Origin of the sequence: Acerihabitans arboris, from assembly GCF_010131535.1 — a bacterium.
GTDB classification, from domain to species: domain Bacteria; phylum Pseudomonadota; class Gammaproteobacteria; order Enterobacterales; family Enterobacteriaceae; genus Acerihabitans; species Acerihabitans arboris.
Window position 1 is genome coordinate 59,231 of record NZ_WUBS01000020.1, and the last position, 16,316, is coordinate 75,546.

General features: G+C 56.3%; 15 protein-coding genes. 8 read left to right on the plus strand and 7 right to left on the minus strand.

Annotated elements, in window-relative coordinates:
* Positions 1 to 111: 111 nt before the first annotated feature.
* The 4 genes from rfbA to GRH90_RS23200 are packed head-to-tail and all read left to right on the plus strand — an operon-like array spanning position 112 to position 3,710.
* Positions 112 to 993 (plus strand): glucose-1-phosphate thymidylyltransferase RfbA, encoded by an 882-nt coding sequence (rfbA, locus tag GRH90_RS23185; protein ID WP_162368350.1) that lies wholly within the window; start codon positions 112 to 114, stop codon positions 991 to 993.
* Positions 990 to 1,553: a dTDP-4-dehydrorhamnose 3,5-epimerase gene (gene rfbC, locus GRH90_RS23190; protein ID WP_162368351.1), complete on the plus strand. Its 564-nt coding sequence runs from the start codon at positions 990 to 992 to the stop codon at positions 1,551 to 1,553. Before rfbA ends, rfbC begins: the two co-directional genes overlap by 4 nt.
* A 3-nt stretch (positions 1,554 to 1,556) precedes the next feature.
* The gene (locus GRH90_RS23195; RefSeq protein ID WP_162368352.1) at positions 1,557 to 2,423 is read left to right on the plus strand and encodes an SDR family oxidoreductase; all 867 of its coding nucleotides are present in this window, start codon (positions 1,557 to 1,559) and stop codon (positions 2,421 to 2,423) included.
* Positions 2,424 to 2,432: 9 nt separating this feature from the next.
* Complete coding sequence (locus GRH90_RS23200; RefSeq protein ID WP_162368353.1) at positions 2,433 to 3,710, plus strand: rhamnosyltransferase WsaF family glycosyltransferase; 1,278 nt, start codon at positions 2,433 to 2,435, stop codon at positions 3,708 to 3,710.
* Positions 3,711 to 3,833: 123 nt separating this feature from the next.
* Here the strand turns inward: GRH90_RS23200 and GRH90_RS23205 are convergent, their stop codons facing one another.
* A complete protein-coding gene (locus tag GRH90_RS23205; RefSeq protein WP_162368354.1) occupies positions 3,834 to 4,781 on the minus strand; it encodes a rhamnosyltransferase in 948 nt (315 codons plus the stop codon).
* On the minus strand, positions 4,778 to 5,836 hold the full coding sequence (rfbB, locus tag GRH90_RS23210; protein ID WP_162368355.1) for a dTDP-glucose 4,6-dehydratase: 1,059 nt from the start codon (positions 5,834 to 5,836) through the stop codon (positions 4,778 to 4,780). The genes GRH90_RS23205 and rfbB overlap by 4 nt, the downstream gene beginning before the upstream one ends.
* 404 nt (positions 5,837 to 6,240) lie before the next feature.
* Here rfbB and GRH90_RS23215 point away from each other — a divergent pair, with 404 nt between their 5' ends.
* Positions 6,241 to 7,020: an ABC transporter permease gene (locus GRH90_RS23215; protein ID WP_162368356.1), complete on the plus strand. Its 780-nt coding sequence runs from the start codon at positions 6,241 to 6,243 to the stop codon at positions 7,018 to 7,020.
* Between the two features lie 30 nt (positions 7,021 to 7,050).
* Positions 7,051 to 7,770 carry an ABC transporter ATP-binding protein gene (locus GRH90_RS23220; RefSeq protein ID WP_162368357.1) on the plus strand — a complete coding sequence of 240 codons (720 nt, stop codon included), beginning with the start codon at positions 7,051 to 7,053 and terminating at the stop codon, positions 7,768 to 7,770.
* Between the two features lie 94 nt (positions 7,771 to 7,864).
* On the opposite strand, the gene GRH90_RS23225 is transcribed toward GRH90_RS23220, so the two are convergent.
* The 5 genes from GRH90_RS23225 to GRH90_RS23245 all read right to left on the minus strand — a co-directional run bounded on the left by GRH90_RS23225 (position 7,865) and on the right by GRH90_RS23245 (position 11,612).
* Complete coding sequence (locus tag GRH90_RS23225) at positions 7,865 to 8,290, minus strand: ExbD/TolR family protein (protein WP_162368358.1); 426 nt, start codon at positions 8,288 to 8,290, stop codon at positions 7,865 to 7,867.
* A 25-nt stretch (positions 8,291 to 8,315) separates the two neighbouring features.
* Positions 8,316 to 9,071 carry a MotA/TolQ/ExbB proton channel family protein gene (locus tag GRH90_RS23230; RefSeq protein ID WP_162368359.1) on the minus strand — a complete coding sequence of 252 codons (756 nt, stop codon included), beginning with the start codon at positions 9,069 to 9,071 and terminating at the stop codon, positions 8,316 to 8,318.
* A gap of 60 nt (positions 9,072 to 9,131) precedes the next feature.
* Positions 9,132 to 10,016: an energy transducer TonB gene (locus GRH90_RS26555; protein ID WP_312857214.1), complete on the minus strand. Its 885-nt coding sequence runs from the start codon at positions 10,014 to 10,016 to the stop codon at positions 9,132 to 9,134.
* Positions 10,017 to 10,118: 102 nt separating this feature from the next.
* Positions 10,119 to 11,075, minus strand: a complete 957-nt coding sequence (locus tag GRH90_RS23240; protein WP_162368401.1) for a FecR family protein — start codon at positions 11,073 to 11,075, stop codon at positions 10,119 to 10,121.
* Positions 11,076 to 11,093: 18 nt separating this feature from the next.
* Positions 11,094 to 11,612 (minus strand): sigma-70 family RNA polymerase sigma factor, encoded by a 519-nt coding sequence (locus tag GRH90_RS23245; protein WP_162368360.1) that lies wholly within the window; start codon positions 11,610 to 11,612, stop codon positions 11,094 to 11,096.
* A 526-nt stretch (positions 11,613 to 12,138) separates the two neighbouring features.
* Here GRH90_RS23245 and GRH90_RS23250 point away from each other — a divergent pair.
* Together GRH90_RS23250 and GRH90_RS23255 are read left to right on the plus strand one after the other, a co-directional pair.
* Complete coding sequence (locus GRH90_RS23250; RefSeq protein WP_162368361.1) at positions 12,139 to 14,583, plus strand: TonB-dependent siderophore receptor; 2,445 nt, start codon at positions 12,139 to 12,141, stop codon at positions 14,581 to 14,583.
* Between the two features lie 12 nt (positions 14,584 to 14,595).
* On the plus strand, positions 14,596 to 16,311 hold the full coding sequence (locus GRH90_RS23255; protein WP_162368362.1) for an ABC transporter ATP-binding protein/permease: 1,716 nt from the start codon (positions 14,596 to 14,598) through the stop codon (positions 16,309 to 16,311).
* The last annotated feature ends 5 nt before the right edge of the window (positions 16,312 to 16,316 follow it).

Consider the following 16,316-nt stretch of genomic DNA (forward strand, 5'->3'; position numbering starts at 1 on the left):
CACTCACTACGTTCGTTAACTATTCTTGTTAACTACGGTTATTAATCATATCCGTTAAGCGTATCCGTAGGCAATAGGCAGGGCGCGATGTGAGGGCCGAGGACTATTTAAATGAAACGGAAAGGAATCATTCTTGCCGGAGGCGCGGGTACCCGCCTGCACCCGGCCACATTGGCCATATCAAAACAGCTCTTACCCGTATTCGATAAGCCGATGATCTATTACCCCTTGAGTACCCTGATGCTTGCGGGTATTAAAGAGATATTAATCATTTCGACCGAACAGGATACGCCGCGCTTCCGGCAGTTATTAGGCAACGGAGAACAATGGGGCATTAATCTTAATTATCTGGTGCAACCCTCGCCCGGCGGCCTGGCCCAGGCTTTTATCCTGGGAGAAGCATTTTTGGACGGCGATCCCTGCGCCCTTATCCTGGGCGATAATATATTTCATGGGCATGATTTGCCAAAACTGCTGAAAAACGCCATGAGCTGCGAGAAGGGCGCATGCGCCTTTGCCTATCATGTTCAGGATCCGCAACGCTATGGCATTGTAAAATTCAGCTCGGAGGGGAAAGTATTAAGCCTTGAGGAAAAACCGTCAAATCCCACTTCCACCTGTGCGGTCACGGGGCTGTATTTTTACGATGAGGAGGTATGTGAATTAACCAGGACATTAACACCCTCGGCGCGCGGTGAACTGGAAATTACCGATTTGAACCGGCTCTATCTGGAGAAGGAGGCGCTAACGGTGCAGGTAATGGGTCGGGGTTATACCTGGCTGGATGCCGGCACCCATACCGCTTTATTGGAGGCCGGGCAATTTATCGCCACGTTGGAAAGCCGGCAGGGGTTAAAAGTGTCCTGCCCGGAGGAGATAGCCTACAAACAGCGGTGGATCGATGATAAACAGTTGGCCGAACTGGCCCGGCGGTTAATGAAAAATAGCTACGGGCAATATTTGCAATTTTTACTGGAAGAGAATACGCCATGAATTTTACTCCACAGCACATTCCCGACGTCGTATTAATTGAGCCGTGCCTGTTTAACGATGAGCGGGGTTATTTTTTCGAAAGCTTTAATCTCGAAAAATTACAACGGGCGCTCAATCGTGACCTCAGTTTTGTCCAGGGCAATGAATCCTTTTCCCGGCAAAATGTCATCCGGGGATTGCATTACCAGGTGGGCAGGCCGCAGGGCAAATTGGTGCGCGTGGTGGCGGGAGAAGTATTTGATGTGGCGGTGGATCTGCGCAAGCATTCCCCGACCTTCGGCCAATGGGTGGGGGCGCTGTTGTCCGCGGAAAATAATCATCAGCTTTGGATCCCCGAAGGATTTGCCCACGGCTTCCAGGTGATATCGGCCACGGCAAAACTGCAATACCTGGTGACCGATTATTGGTGCCCGCAATATGACCGGTGTATCCGCTTCGATGATCCTGATATTCAGGTGCAATGGCGGAAAGTCATGGCGCCCGCGGCGGGAATGCTCGAACCGATATTATCCGATAAAGACCAATCCGGCAAAGTCCTTGCCGACGCCGAGGTATTTTAACCCATGAATAAAATCTTCCTGACCGGCGGTACCGGCATGCTTGGTACCTATGTTACCAGTACCCTCAATGATTACGGCTATGAGGCCATCGTTGCCGATCGCAGCCGTTTTGACCTGGCCAATCACAAGGCCATTTATGACTATGTTAAAGAGGCCAGGCCGGATGTGATCCTGCATTTCGCCGCCGAAACCGATGTGGATTTATGTGAGCGTGAACCGGCGCGGGCCGGGATCTGCAATCACCTGGCCACGGAGCAAATCGCCAAGGCGGCGCAGGCCTGCGGCGCCTGGTTGTTATATATTTCATCGTCTAACGTATTTGGCGCCGAGGGCAAGATCAGCTACAACGAACTCGATATTCCGCAGCCGACCAATTATTACGGCCGCTCGAAATTAAATGGCGAGGACGCGGTTAGGGCCAACTGTCCCGATAATCATCTGATACTGCGCGCCGGTTGGATGATTGGCGGCGGGCCAGGAAAGGATCATAAGTTTGTCGGTAAGATTATCCAACAGATCAAGGACGGCGCCACCGAGCTGAAAGCGGTAAGCGACCGTTTGGGCAGCCTTACCTCCGCCGGCCAGTTGAGTGATTTTATTATCAAGGCGATGGCTAACCGTCAGACCGGGACCTATCATTTTGCCAGCCACGGCACCATTAGCCGTTTTGATATTGCGCGCGCTATCGGCGAAATATTAAAATTCAAAGGCAGCATCATGCCGGTGGAGTCGTCCAGGTTTCCCTTGTCCGCGCCGCGTCCTTTCTCCGAGGGTATTCAATCCATTTATCTTCCGTCGTTAAGCGAGTCATGTATACCAGGTTATTGGAAAGATGACCTGGCAAGGTATGTTGCCTCATTCCAAGGATGAACCGGTATTATGAAAAGCAAAGTACAATATTTTATGCACTATGCCAGGGAATTTGGCTATGGTAATGCGCTGATATTTTCGCTGTTTAAACTTTTTCCGCGTTTTTTCGTCTTATTGCATCACAGGGTCAATGCCGGCACCAATAATGTCTGGCCGGAAATGGCGACGGTAGATCCGATCGTTTCCGCCAACGCCGTGCTTGATTATAAACCCTGGGCCGAATATGGCGGCGCGTTGATTCCCGCCGCCAGCGGGGATAAGCGGCCGACCTTTATCTGGTTTGTCCCCGACTGGTCTAATGTCTGGGGCGGCGGCCATTATACGTTATTCCGTTTCGCCAACCACTTTGCGAAATATGATACCAAGAATATTATATTTATTTATAATAATGAACGCCACAATTCCTCCAGGCAGTTGCAAAATGAGTTGAAGCGCGCCCTGCCCGGGTGTTTATTGGAGGTGATTATCGATCCCGCTTTGCTACCCGCCTGCGCCGGCGCGATTGCCACCACCTGGCAATCCGCGTATAACGTGCGGGCTTTCCCCTTTGCGCGGGAAAAATTTTATTTCATGCAGGATTATGAAAGCCAGTTTTATGCATATGGCACGGCGTCAATGCAGGCCAATGCCACCTACGGTTTTGGTTTTACCGGCATTACCGGGGGAGGCTGGCTTAAGCAGTGTTATGAATCCCACGGCGGCCGTGCCCGCAACTACCTGTTTGCCGCCGACCGCAACATCTTTTATCCGGCGGCGGGCAAGACGATGGTGCGCAAGACGGTATCCCGACTGTTTTTTTACGGTCGTCCCTCCACGGAGCGACGCTGTTTTGATTTAGGCATGGCGTCGCTGAAAAAAATTGCCCGCCATTTTCCCGAGGTTGAAATCGTCATCGCCGGCCTGGATTTAAAAGCCCGCCCGCCGTTCCCGGCCACCCTGCTGGGCAACATGACGCTGAAGGACACGGGGGACCTGTACCGGACCTGCGATGTGGGTATGGCGTTCTCCGGCACCAACCTGTCGTATCTGCCGGTGGAGTTAATGGCCTGCGGCGTCCCGGTTATCTCCAATAACGGGCCGCAGGTAGAATGGTTTTGCCGTCATGGCGTAAACGCGTATTTGGCGGATCCCACTCCCCAGGCGGTGCTGGAGGCGTTTACCGCGCTCTACCATGATCGTTTGCTGCGGCAAAAATTAGCGGACGGCGGCCTGGCCACCATGGAGCACCTGGACTGGGAATCGCAGATGGCCGGGATCTATGAGTACGTCACGGCCAATATCGGATGACATATCTTCTACCCCGGTAGGTCCCGGTGCTTTACGACCTGGCGCTTAAGCTGGACGCCCGGACCCGGAACGCTTCACGGCTTGGCATCGGCGGGCGGCCGGGGCGGGGTAATCATGCCGGGTCTATTTGCCAAGCGTAATCTTGCCGCTGTCAATCATGCCCTCCACTCCCTTGATGCCGTCCCGGATGCCGAGCAGCATCATGCGCAGCCGTTGCGCCCGAGGCTTGCCCACGATCAGAAAAAAGCACAGGAACATTCCCAGGCGGTAAAGATGGGCCAGGCGCCATGCCATGGTCATCGGCGTGCGGCGCACCATCTTCAGGGTATTGCGGAAGATATAGTAATTCCGCAGCGGGCTATGCTGCGGCACCTCGCGCCAGCGGCCGAGCCAGATTTTGATTACCCCGTAGCCTAACGTATGGTGCAGCACCGCCCGTTGGGCGCCAAACAGGCGATACCCCAGGTGGGTGGCGCGAAAACACCACTCGGTATCCACGTGATCGATAAAATAGCCGCTGTTCATCACGCCGATCGCGCGCAGCGCCGGGGCGCGAATCAGCATGCCGGAAGAGATGAGGAAATCCGTTTCCACATAACCGGCGACGCGGCACGGATAACGGCGGCGAATAAACATCTGCTGTCTGCGGACGAATCCGGCGCGGGTAAAGGTGCGTCTGTCCACCTGGGTGGGGCCGATCGCGCCGACGCGGATATCGTCGGCCAGCAACCGGCTCTCCAGTAACAATAGCTGCCGTACCATGTCGGCGGCCGGGATACTGTCGTGATCAAGCAGCAGCACGTGGGTGCAGCGCAGGTCCAGCGCGCGCCAGATGCCCCGGTTCTGGGCGGCGGCGATGCCCATGTTCCCTTCCTGCGGGAGGATATGCCGGCGGGGCGAACCCCGGGCAAAGGCTGTCAGGGCCTCGACGCGGGCCGCGGACGATCCGTTATCCACGATCACCAGTTCCTGTACCTGTCCGGCGATGGCGGCGAGCAGTTCGGCGAACAGGACCGGATCGGGATGATAGGTGACGATAACCGCGCAAACACAGGGTGCAGGTGAAATCACTGGTATTGTTTTTCCACCCAGTGGGCATAGGCGCCGGTGGTAATATTGTCGACCCACGCCTGGTTGTCCAGATACCACCGCACCGTCTTGCGGATGCCGGTCTCGAAGGTTTCCACCGGCCTCCATCCCAGCTCGGTTTCAATCTTCGACGCATCAAGGGCATAGCGGCGATCGTGCCCGGGCCGGTCTTTGATAAACTGGATCTGGCCGGCGTAAGGCCTGCCGTCCGCCCTCGGCCGCAGCTGGTCGAGCAGGAAGCAGATTTTGGTGATCACGTCGATATTGGTTTGCTCATTCCACCCGCCGATATTATAGGTTTCCCCCACCCGGCCCGATGCCAGCACGCAGCGAATGGCTGCGCAGTGATCCTTTACATACAGCCAGTCCCTGATTTGCCGTCCGTCTCCATAAACCGGCAGGGGCCTGCCTGCCAGCGCATGATGGATCACCAGCGGGATAAGCTTTTCCGGAAAATGATAGGGGCCATAGTTATTGGAACAATGGGTGGTGATAGTCGGCAGGCCGTAGGTATGGCAATAGGCCCGCACTAGATGATCGCCGGCCGCCTTGCTGGCGGAATAGGGACTATTGGGTTCGTATTTATGGCTTTCACGAAATGCCGGCGCGTCGTGATCAAGGGTGCCGTAGACTTCATCGGTGGACACGTGTACGAAGCGAAAGGCGGTCTTAGCGGCGATATCGGCGCATTCCAGATAGCGGCGCGCGCTTTCAAGCAGGTTAAAGGTGCCGACCACATTGGTCTGGATAAACTCGCCCGGATTAAGGATGGAACGATCGACATGGCTTTCGGCGGCGAAGTGGATTATACACCGGGGCCTATAGGTCGCCAGCAGGCGATCGACCAAATCCCGGTCGCCAATATCACCCTCGACAAAAATATGGCGCGGATCGTAGGAGAGCTCCCCCAGGTTTTGCCGGTTGCCGGCATAGGTCAGCTTGTCCAGGTTGATCACCCGCTCATCGTGCCGGACAAGCCAGTCCAGCACAAAATTAGACCCGATAAATCCCGCACCGCCTGTCACCAATATGCTCATATCGTCAAATCTTCCTGAAAATCACGACAAAAATTAACCCTGCATTCACCATGAGGGTCACTGTTGAGGCAGCTTTTACATTCTGCTAGGTTAGTTCATCTATAACCGGAAGAGGGGGAATGTATTATTAACCTTATCAAGATTAACTATGTTGTTAATTAATTTATTTTTTTATATCCACATAAAAATATTATCCATATTGGCATGAATTCAGTAAATGATATATTGCGGTGGAATTTCTGGTGCTGCGCGCCTTACACTATAAAATAGCTATTGTGGCGCCAGCGGGATTTAGATATCACCCAGGCCATATTGATCAATGAACGGTGCAAGCTTCTGGAGATTACGCCCGTCATTAAATGCCTATCCGATATTTTACAGCGCTTTTAGGGTCAGCCGCCGCAATGGACTTTGCCATTAACGACTTATTTAACAGCCTGCGCCATCTGCCGCTTATTTGCCATTTGGCCTATAGCGATACCAAGGCGCGTTATAAGCGCAGCATGCTGGGGCCATTATGGCTAACGCTTGGCGCCGCCATCGGCGTGGTCGGCCTGGGCCTGGTCTGGAGCCAGCTGCTGAACCAAGAGCCCGGCCAACTGATTCCTTCGTTAACCGTAGGATTGCTGTTATGGCAATTTATCTCGGGCTGCGTGACGGAAAGCACGTCGGTATTTGTGCGGCAGGCGCAAATCATCCGCAACCTGCAGCTGCCTTTTTGTATCCATCCCATTCAGCTGATGGCGCGCCAGTCGATCACGCTTATGCATAATCTGATAGTGCTGGTACTGGTGCTACTGGCCTATCCCCAGCCGGTGGGATGGGTCACGCTGCTGTGCTTGCCGGGTCTGGCGCTGGTGCTGGTTAACCTGCTGTGGATATCGGTGCTGCTGGGATTAATCGGCGCCCGGTTTCGCGATGTGGAGCAGATTGTGCAGTCGTTGATGCCGATTGTCTTTTTCCTGACGCCGGTTATCTATAAGGCGGGCCATGCCGGTGTCAACCAGGCGATTATTTGGATGAATCCCTTTACCTATTTTATCGCCCTGGTGCGGGAACCCATCTTCGGCGCCATCCCCGGGGGTTTTGTCTATCTGGTGACGGGCGCCATGGCGCTGCTGGGCTGGACGGTAACGCTAATATTGTTTAACCGGCGCGCGCCTCGTCTGGCGTTTTGGATTTAACGCGGCTGCCGCAACTTTTTGGATTTCATTATGGCGTCACTGATCTTTGATAATGTCACGGTTGCGTACCCGATTTATAACGCCCATGCGCAGTCCCTGCGCAATCAGCTGGTCAGGATCGGCACCGGCGGCCGCATTGGCAAAGGCGCCGGGGCCGTCGTCACGGTGACCGCCCTGGATCGGGTTAGTTTTACGCTGCGCAGCGGCGACGCCGTGGGATTAACCGGACATAACGGCGCCGGCAAGAGCACCCTGCTCAGGACCATGGCCGGGATTTACAGCGCCACCGCGGGAAAAGTCATTCGTACCGGGTCGGTGGCGACGGTGTTTGAACTGGGCGCCGGCATGGACCCGGAGCTCTCGGGGTATGAAAATATCATGCGCATGCTGTTGCTGATGGGCAATTCCAAAGCGCAGGCCAGGGCCAATGTGCCGGATATCGAGGATTTCAGCGAGCTGGGCGACTTCCTTGCCCTGCCGGTGCGTACCTATTCGTCCGGAATGACCATGCGGCTGATGTTTGCCGTGGCCACCTCCGTCAGGCCGGACATCCTGCTGATTGACGAAATGTTCGGCACCGGCGACGCCTCCTTCCAAAAAAAGGCCGAAGCGCGTATGCACGACTGGATTGCCGGCACCGATATTTTTGTTTTTGCCTCCCATGACCAGGGGTTGGTTAAACGTTTGTGCAATCGTCTTTTCCGGCTGGATCATGGCGCCATCCATGAGGAGGATATCCAGGCGCTCTGAGCGCCGGGCCTAAAGCGATATGGCGATCGGCACCGCCGCCGGCGTGCTGCTGGCGCGGCTTGTCCAGCCGGGGAGCCGGTCGCCGATATCACGCTCAAGCGCCGTGTTTATCGACGATAAAATCAAATTTGGTCAGGCCGACGCTTTGCGCGCTGGTCATGACAAACGCGACGCGGCCGTATTCCGACGCCTGGTCGGCGTAGATGCGCAGGTGGGGCAACTGCGGCAGTTTTGCCGTTTCTTCCAGCCGGCTTTTAAAGGTGGCGTCGTCAATGGCCTGCTTGTCCCAGGCGATACTGCCGTCGGCCATGACCGAAATATCTATTGCCTTGACGTCTTTATCCACCACGCTGGCGTTGGCTTTGGGCAGGTTCACCTTTACCGCGTGATTGATCACCGGCAAGGTGATCATAAATACAATCAGCAAGACCAGCATGACATCAATAAACGGTGTCATATTGATATCGTTCACCAGCGGATCCTCGTCTATCTCGAACTGTGAATTATCGGACATGCTCATTTACATTGACTCCTCAAACCCGCATTCACATCGACTGGCCGGCGCGAAACGGCTGGGCCAGATTAGGCGCGGCCATGTCGCCGGCGCGCAGCTCGGTCACATCGGCGGTGGTAATGCGCGAGCCGGTGAGATAGTAGGCGTGCAGATCGTGGGCGAAACGGGCGATGGCATGCTGCAGGCCGCGGTTGCGCCGGCTGATGGTGTTAAATCCCAGTACCGCCGGAATGGCGACGAACAGGCCGAATGCCGTCATAATCAGCGCTTCGCCGACCGGGCCGGCGACGTGGGCCAGATCCGGCTGATCCGCCAGGCTGATGGATTGCAGCGCATGATAGATGCCCCAAACGGTACCCAATAGCCCGACAAACGGCGCGGTGCTGCCGATGGAGGCGAGGATGCCCAGGCCCGACTGCAGCCTGGCGCTGCTGTCGTCCATGCTGTTTTTCAGGCCGCGCGCCAGCCAGTCGCTGATATCGAGATTATTGCTGATGCCGGCCTCGATATTGTACTGGTGGGACATGGCCGCATGGCCGGCAATCGCCAGGTCGCGGAACGGGTTATTGCCGTTGTTGCCCAATGATTCAATGGCGGACGGCAGCGTTTTTTCGCGCCAGAACCGGTGCTTGGTACGCTGGGCGATTTTGCGCAGCCCGGCGCCCTGTATGCATTTAATAGCGATCACCGACCAGGACATTATGGACATGACCAGCAGGACCAGGGCCACCGCGCGGGTGATTATATCGCCCTGCAGCCAAACGTGCTCAATGCCAAACTCATTCATTATGCTACCTCTATTATCAAAAAACGCTATCGGCCATCTTCATGCGCCAACCCCTGCGGGCTAACGGGATAATTTGAACGTAATGGGTTGCACCGTCATAACGGAAATCGCCTGGCCGTTTTCCACGTAGGGGTTACACCGGATGCGGGACACCGCCGCCATTGCCGCCTGGTCGAGATCCTCATAGCCGCTGCTGCGCGCGACCTCGCCGCGGCTCAGGGTGCCGTTGGCATTGATGATCAGGCGGATCAGCACCTCGCCTTCTTCCTGCAGACGTTTCGCCTTGCGGGGGTAGTCGGGCGCGGGCACCTGGCAGCCTACGGTCGATACATTTTTCGGCGTGGCGTTGGGTACGCTTTTCAGCATTTCACCCTGGGTCGCCGCCGGTATGGCCACCCGATCGGCGACCTTGGCGTTTTGTACCGGCGAAGGCTTTTCCTGAGTCACCGGCCGGGAGGGTTCGCGCACCGGCTGGGGTGTTGGTTTGATTTTCGGCGCGGGTTTAGGCTTCGGCCTGGGCGGCGGCGGTATTTCCGGCTTGATTTCCGGCGCGGGCGCAACCGGGGCCGACTCGTTTTGCGCCACTTCGCGTTCGCTGTTGTCCGCGGTCAATACCGGCGGCGCCTCGCTGACCAGGGGAACCGGCGGCGGCTCGGGCTGCGGCTGCTCGACCATGGTTACCTGCACGCTGGTCTGTTCGGCCGGATTAATGATGTCCAGCGGCCGGTATTGCGTGGTATGGGTAATGGCCGCGGCAATCAGCGCCAGATGGGCCAGCGCCACCGCGGCAACCGTCAGTCTGGGGCGGTAATCTTTTTTAGCCGCCGCGGGCCCCGCGGGCAAAAGCACGGCGGTAGCTGCTCTTTCAGGCACTTCAATCCTATCTTTCAACATCAGGCGCTGTGCTTTCACCACTACCTCGCGATAAATCCAGACCGACCGCACACCCGCATTAGCGGCAATCGCTGGGAGACTTATCCTGTATGTGCAACGAAGAGGCAAAAGTGACACCCGCCGGGTAAAAAAAATGCGGAAATTTGAGCGCGGTCAAACGTCGGCCGCCGTGATGCGAATCCAGTATCCCGTGGTACGGGTGATGGCAATCGGCATGGTCTGGGCCAGGGCGTCGAGCGCATAGGGCACATCGTCCAGCGGGAAGTTGCCGCTGACGCGCAGGTTGGCGACGGCCGGATCCAGGCGGATAACCGCCGGGCTGTAGTTTTTCAGCGCAGCAATAACCGAACTCAGCGGCGTATCCTTCACCTCCAGCCGGCCCTGGGTCCAGGCGGTCTCCGCGTAGGGGGAAATGCCCACCGGCATCAGCATATCCTGGTTGAACCACAGGCCGTGGCCAGCCTCGACCCGCTGGCTGTCGCCGCGCCGGTTGGTGACTTTTACCACCGATTCCAGCACCGCCAGATGGATGCCGCCGGATTCCTGGCGCACATGAAAACGCGCTTCGCCCGCCAGGATGCGTCCCATGCCGGTATTGACGCTGAACGGCCGGGTGTCGTCCACCACGCGGGCGATAAAACCGCCGGTGCGCAGGTCAACGTTACGCAGTTTATCGTTGATGGCGATATTCAGCGCGGTGCGCGCGTTCATATCCAGGGTACTGCCGTCGTCCAGCTCGATACGCCGCCGCTGGGCGGTATCGGTATGGATATCGGACAACAGGTAAGGCACGGGATATTTCTGGTTTACCACCAGGCCGCCGACTACGGCGACGGCGGCGATACCCAGCGTATTGTGCAAAAACTTGCGGCGGCTGGAAGGCGCCAGCAGGGCCTGGCGTACATTTTCCGGCGGCATGGTATGCGTCAGGGACTGGATTTTACCCAGCGTGGTTTCTATTTTGGCGCAGGCGGCGTCGTGGCTCGCGTCGGCATAACGCCAGCGTTCATATTCCCGGAAATCGTCGTCCGTGGCCTCGCCGGAACGTAGCAGCACCATCCATTCGATGGCTTCCTGAGCGGCGGAATCGGGTCGCTGGGTCAATTTTATCATTCGTGTTCCGGCCGGTTATTCATTCTGCCCCGCGGTCACCAGATAACAGTTGGTAAGCGCCTTCGCCACATACTTGCGCACCATGCTGGCCGAGACGCCCAGCTCCCGGGCGATGTCGGCATAGGTCATGCCGTCCAGTTGGTTAAATAAAAACGCCTTGCGCGCGTTGACGGACAACCCATCCAGCGCGCGGTCAATGGCCAGCAATGATTCGATAACCATCTCCTGCTCTTCCGGCGAGGGATGGCAGCGCTGCGGGCTACTTGCCAGCGCGTTGAGATAGGCCTGCTCCAGGTCGCGGCGGCGCCAGTTTTCGTATAATACCCGCTGGGCAAGCGTGGTCAGCATGGCCCGCGGCTCGCGGATATTAAGCAGCTCAGGGATCGCGGCCAGCCGCACAAACGCCTCGGAGGCGATATCTTCCGCGCCGGTGCCGTAGCTGATCCGCCGTCTCAGCTTATCGGTGAGCCACCGATAATCGCTGCGAAAAATAAGCGTTAATGCATCTGTTCGGCTGGTAAATTCAGCAGGCATCATCTCATCCGTCTGGCTTAATCTAAGCGTAAAACCTTTCTCAGGCCTCAACAAAGGATTATTACCACCAATCCTCAACAAATAGTGCCGCTCTTGCCCGCCGCGCAGGTTATCGCGGGCAGAGCGGGGGTTCATTCAAGCCTGCCCAGCAATAAGCGAGCCAATAATTTTTATCTCTAGGTTATATCCATAGAGTATAAGTATATTTTTTTATTTACTAAGACCACTTTTGTTATAAGCGCCGCATTAATGCGCAACGTCGCACAAAAGCGGACGGGACGTGGGGCATTTTAGATTCGTTGATCCGCCGTTTCGCACCAAAATAGTGCCGGCGCGCCGCAATACGCTTGTTATGGGGGCGAACAGCCGGCAGCGTCATAGGCAATAACAACGTAAATAATAAAAAAAATATCAGCCACCCGGTGACACATTTCGGCCCGCGTTGCACATACACACTGAGATGTCGGACTGACCCATAACACTATGGCGTCGCTATACTTTTGCCTTTTCTCCGGGAGTCGTATCAATGAATGCAGTACTGCAACGCGCATGGAAGAGTCGTATTACACCAGGCCGGTTGGCGTTGGCGATAAATATCACGGTTGTCGTGGCAAATAGCGCATTATTGCCGCCGCAGGAGGCATACGCGGCGCCGGCGCCCTCGATGCACTATTCGGTGCCGGCGGGTTCCCTGGAACAAGGCTTATTAGCCATTGCGCGCCAAAGTCAGCAGACTATCTCTTTTAATCCCACGCTGGTGGCGCCTTACCAGGCCAAGCCCATCAGCGGCAATTTCACTGTTGAACAAGCGATATTACGCCAGTTGCAGGGAACGCCGCTGTCCGTCACCACCACCGCCAACGGCACCCTGACTATTGACGCGGTGACCACGGCCGTGCCGGCCGCCGCCACATCGGAATTGCAGGCGGCGAAGGACAGCGGCCAGACGCTGCCGGCCATTACCGTCAGCGGCGCCGCCGATCAAAGCGAAGACGCCACGGTCTATAACCCATCGACGTCCAGTTCCGCCACCCGCACCAACCTCGCGTTGCAGGACACGGCGCAGTCGGTGCAGGTGGTTAGCCGCAAACTGATTGAGGACCGGCAGGCGGTCTCGGTGGAAGACGCGTTGCGCAACGCCGGCGGCGTTACGACGCAGGGCGGCAACCGCGGCATTAATTCAATCAATATACGCGGTTTTAATGTCATGTCCGGTTCCACCGACGGGATGTCCAACCCGAATAGCTCCGTCAACGGCAGCGCCACCGGCTACTCCAATATCGACGGTATCGAGCGGGTGGAAGTGTTAAAAGGACCGCAGGCGGTGCTGGCGGGCAACAGCTCTCCCGCCGGTTCGGTCAACGTGGTGCGTAAGGCCCCCACCGCCGACCCGCTGCATACGATAAAATTCGAGACGTCCAAATATGGCGAGGTGAAAACCGCCATCGATCTTGGCGGCCCGTTAAACGATGATAAAACCTTCCAATACCGTTTAAATGCCTCCACCATGCACGCGGATAATAGTTTTCCCGATTTTAACGGTAAGCGCGCCGACTATATCGCGCCGGTATTGGCCTGGGTGACGGATAAAACCAAATTCAAAGTGGGCGCGGAATTCAGCACCGGCAGGACCTCCGGTCCGGCGGCGACCCTGTATAACAATGGCCGTATACAGCGCCTGCCGGTATATCGCCTGGGGGATAAGGATAACCATTTCGCGGGCAATGCCAAGACCGCTTATTACGAACTGAACCAGGATTTAAGCGACGACTGGTCTTTTAACAGTAAAGCCACCTATCTTGATAACACCATGAATTACCGCATTCATGAGACTTATGCGGCGTACCCCGACGGCTCGTTAGTCACCCATGAGCTGGCCAATAAGCAGGATCTCAACGCAATAAGCCTGCAAAACGATATTCGCGGCAAGATCGATATGGGCCCGATAACCCATAATATCCTGGTCGGCTACGATTATCAGCATTCAAAGACCACTAGCTGGGATTTATACAGCGGCCGGATTTCTACCACCGGCAACTATAACGATCCCGATAGCCTGTCGTTTCCCGATATCCCCGATCCCACCTTTAAATCGTATAAAACCACCCAGGATCAAAAGGGGCTGATTTTACAAGACCAGATCGATTTCTGGCAAAAACTGCATTTGCAGTTATCCGCTAAACGGGCTGAATGGACATCGCAAACCAACGTCTTTTACTCCCCAACCCGTACCAAGACCTCGTTTTCCGACGAGACCAAATGGATACCCAGCTACGGCGTCAGCTACGATATCACGCCGGAAGTGACGGTCTACGCCAACCTGTTGAACAGCTTCGCCACCGTCGGCACGGTCAATACCCTCACCGGTAAACCGCTGGCGCCGTCCACCGGCAAATCCAAGGAAGCCGGGTTTAAATTTAACCTGCTGGACGATAACCTGACCATTACCACCGCGGTATTCCATATCGTGCAGGACAACGTGGCGGTTTACAATATCGCGGGCGACGCGGTTGGCGCGCAAGGGCGGGAAACCAAAGGCTTTGATTTTGATTTAAATGGGCAAATTTTGCCGGGCTGGAATATCAGCACCAGCTATACCTTTGCCCAGCCCAAGGATCCGGATACCTCCGAGCTTACCGGCTATAAAACCAAGGTTACCGCGCAGCCCAAACATTCCGGCAGTATCTGGAGTACCTATGAGCTGCAGGACGGACGCTTGCGCGGCCTGGGCGCCGGCATCGGCGTCGAGGCGGCCAGCGACACCGTGAATGGCTCTACGGGCAATTATTTCAAAATGGGCGGCTGGGCGCAAACCGACGCTTCGGTGTTTTACCATCAGCCAAAATATACGGTGACGCTGGGTGTGAAAAATATATTCGACCGGGATCTTTATTATTATTCGACCACGGCAACGTATATCGGCGTGAAGCCGGGCCGCACCGCGCGGTTGTCGGTGACCTATTCGTTCTAATCCGTGGGAAATATGAAGGCACAATCGATCAATAAAGCGCTGCCCAGCGACGGCAATCGTCCGGGTGTATGGCAATTAATTCGCCCTTTTTGGGTATCGTCGGAAAAGTGGCTGGCCTTATTATTAATTGCCATCATCCTGACGATTAATTTCACCACCACGTTTGCGTTTGTTGCCCTGAATAAACTGCATGGGCGCTTAACCGACGCCCTGGTGGCGCTGGACTGGCCGCTTATCAGCGGCACCATGGTGAAAAGCCTGGGCATCGGCACGATAACCGTGTTGTTGCCGATGGTCAGCGTATTGGCGATTAATTACCTGACCCTGCGCTGGCGCACCTGGATGACCGTCCGTTATGTGGAGCGCTGGACCCAGGGTTCCGCTTATTATCAACTGGAGCGGGATAATTTAATCAGCAACGGCGATCAGCGTATTGCGGAGGATATTAATCTCTTTACCGACATCAGCATCAACCTGTCCACCAATATCATCAACGTGGTGGTCAACGTCGTGACCTTTACCATTATGCTGTGGGGATTATCCGGCGCCCTGTCTATTCCCCTGGGGGGCAGGGCGTTGTCGATACCCGGTTATATGGTGATCGCCGTCTATGTCTATTCATTTTCCCATCTCGCCCTGGCCCACTGGCTGGGCAAGGTGCTGATTGGCGTCAATATGAATAAACAAACGGTGGAAGCGGATTTTCGTTTCCTCGGCATGCAGGTACGGGAAAACGCCGAGCAAATCGCCTTTTTTGGCGGCGGCGGACGCGAGGGACGGCGGCTGTTATCCCGCTTCGTCCGGGTGCGGGACAATACGCTGTTGATGATGCGTAAAACCTTTAAGCTGAATTTTTTCCAGAGCATGTTTTCCCAGGTCTTTTCGCCGCTGCCCACCCTGCTGGCGCTGCCTTTATTGCTCTCGGGAAAAATCACCATGGGCGGCCTGACGCAGATTACCATGGCCTATGGCATGCTGCTCAGTACGCTGGCGTTTTTCCCCCAGGCTTATCAATCCTTTACTAACTGGATAGCGCTTGCCAACCGACTGCGGGATATGCTTTGGGCGTTAAATAAAGCCCGGGACCAGCCCGCCGGCATCCGGCTGGAAAGCCGGGGTTCGGCGCTTTGCTGCGAAGGATTAACCCTGCGGCGTCCGGACGGCGCGGCGCTTGCGCATTTGCCGCGCTGGCGGGTATTGGCCGGCGAACGCTGGGTGGTGCGGGGGCGCTCGGGCAGCGGCAAAAGCACCCTGCTGCGCGCCTGCGCGGGGTTATGGCCTTTTGGGGAAGGCGCCATCACCCGGCCCCAGACGGCGCGTATCCTGTTTTTGCCGCAAAAAAGCTATATCCCGGTCGGCACGTTAAAAAGCGCGCTGGCCTATCCCGACGAGCCGGACGCCTTTACCGACCTGCAATGCCGTCAGGCGCTGGCGGATTGCTGCCTGGCGGAACGGACCGATTCGCTGACCCAATCCGATCGCTGGCAGCAGGTGTTGTCCGGCGGCGAGCAGCAGCGGCTGGCGATGGCGCGGGTACTGCTGCACCGTCCGGACTTTATTTTCCTCGACGAGGCGACCAGCGCGCTGGATCCGGAAACCGAACGCCGGCTGTACCAGGCGCTCCTCGATCGGCTTCCCGGCAGCACCATCATCAGCGTGGCCCACCGCAAGGAGCTGGAACACTTCCACCAGCATATCCTCACCCTGACGCCCGGGCAGGGCAGTTAACCTTT

Bases quoted from the DNA above. Each gene is read 5' to 3' on its own strand.
- GRH90_RS23245 (WP_162368360.1), bottom strand. From the start codon at position 11,612: ATGCCTGCTGAATTTACCAGCCGAACAGATGCATTAACGCTTATTTTT.
- rfbC (WP_162368351.1), top strand. From the start codon at position 990: ATGAATTTTACTCCACAGCACATTCCCGACGTCGTATTAATTGAGCCG.
- GRH90_RS23220 (WP_162368357.1), top strand. From the start codon at position 7,051: ATGGCGTCACTGATCTTTGATAATGTCACGGTTGCGTACCCGATTTAT.
- GRH90_RS23255 (WP_162368362.1), top strand. From the start codon at position 14,596: ATGAAGGCACAATCGATCAATAAAGCGCTGCCCAGCGACGGCAATCGT.
- GRH90_RS23195 (WP_162368352.1), top strand. From the start codon at position 1,557: ATGAATAAAATCTTCCTGACCGGCGGTACCGGCATGCTTGGTACCTAT.
- GRH90_RS23225 (WP_162368358.1), bottom strand. From the start codon at position 8,290: ATGAGCATGTCCGATAATTCACAGTTCGAGATAGACGAGGATCCGCTG.
- GRH90_RS23215 (WP_162368356.1), top strand. From the start codon at position 6,241: ATGGACTTTGCCATTAACGACTTATTTAACAGCCTGCGCCATCTGCCG.
- GRH90_RS23250 (WP_162368361.1), top strand. From the start codon at position 12,139: ATGAATGCAGTACTGCAACGCGCATGGAAGAGTCGTATTACACCAGGC.
- GRH90_RS23200 (WP_162368353.1), top strand. From the start codon at position 2,433: ATGAAAAGCAAAGTACAATATTTTATGCACTATGCCAGGGAATTTGGC.
- rfbB (WP_162368355.1), bottom strand. From the start codon at position 5,836: ATGAGCATATTGGTGACAGGCGGTGCGGGATTTATCGGGTCTAATTTT.
- GRH90_RS23230 (WP_162368359.1), bottom strand. From the start codon at position 9,071: ATGAATGAGTTTGGCATTGAGCACGTTTGGCTGCAGGGCGATATAATC.
- rfbA (WP_162368350.1), top strand. From the start codon at position 112: ATGAAACGGAAAGGAATCATTCTTGCCGGAGGCGCGGGTACCCGCCTG.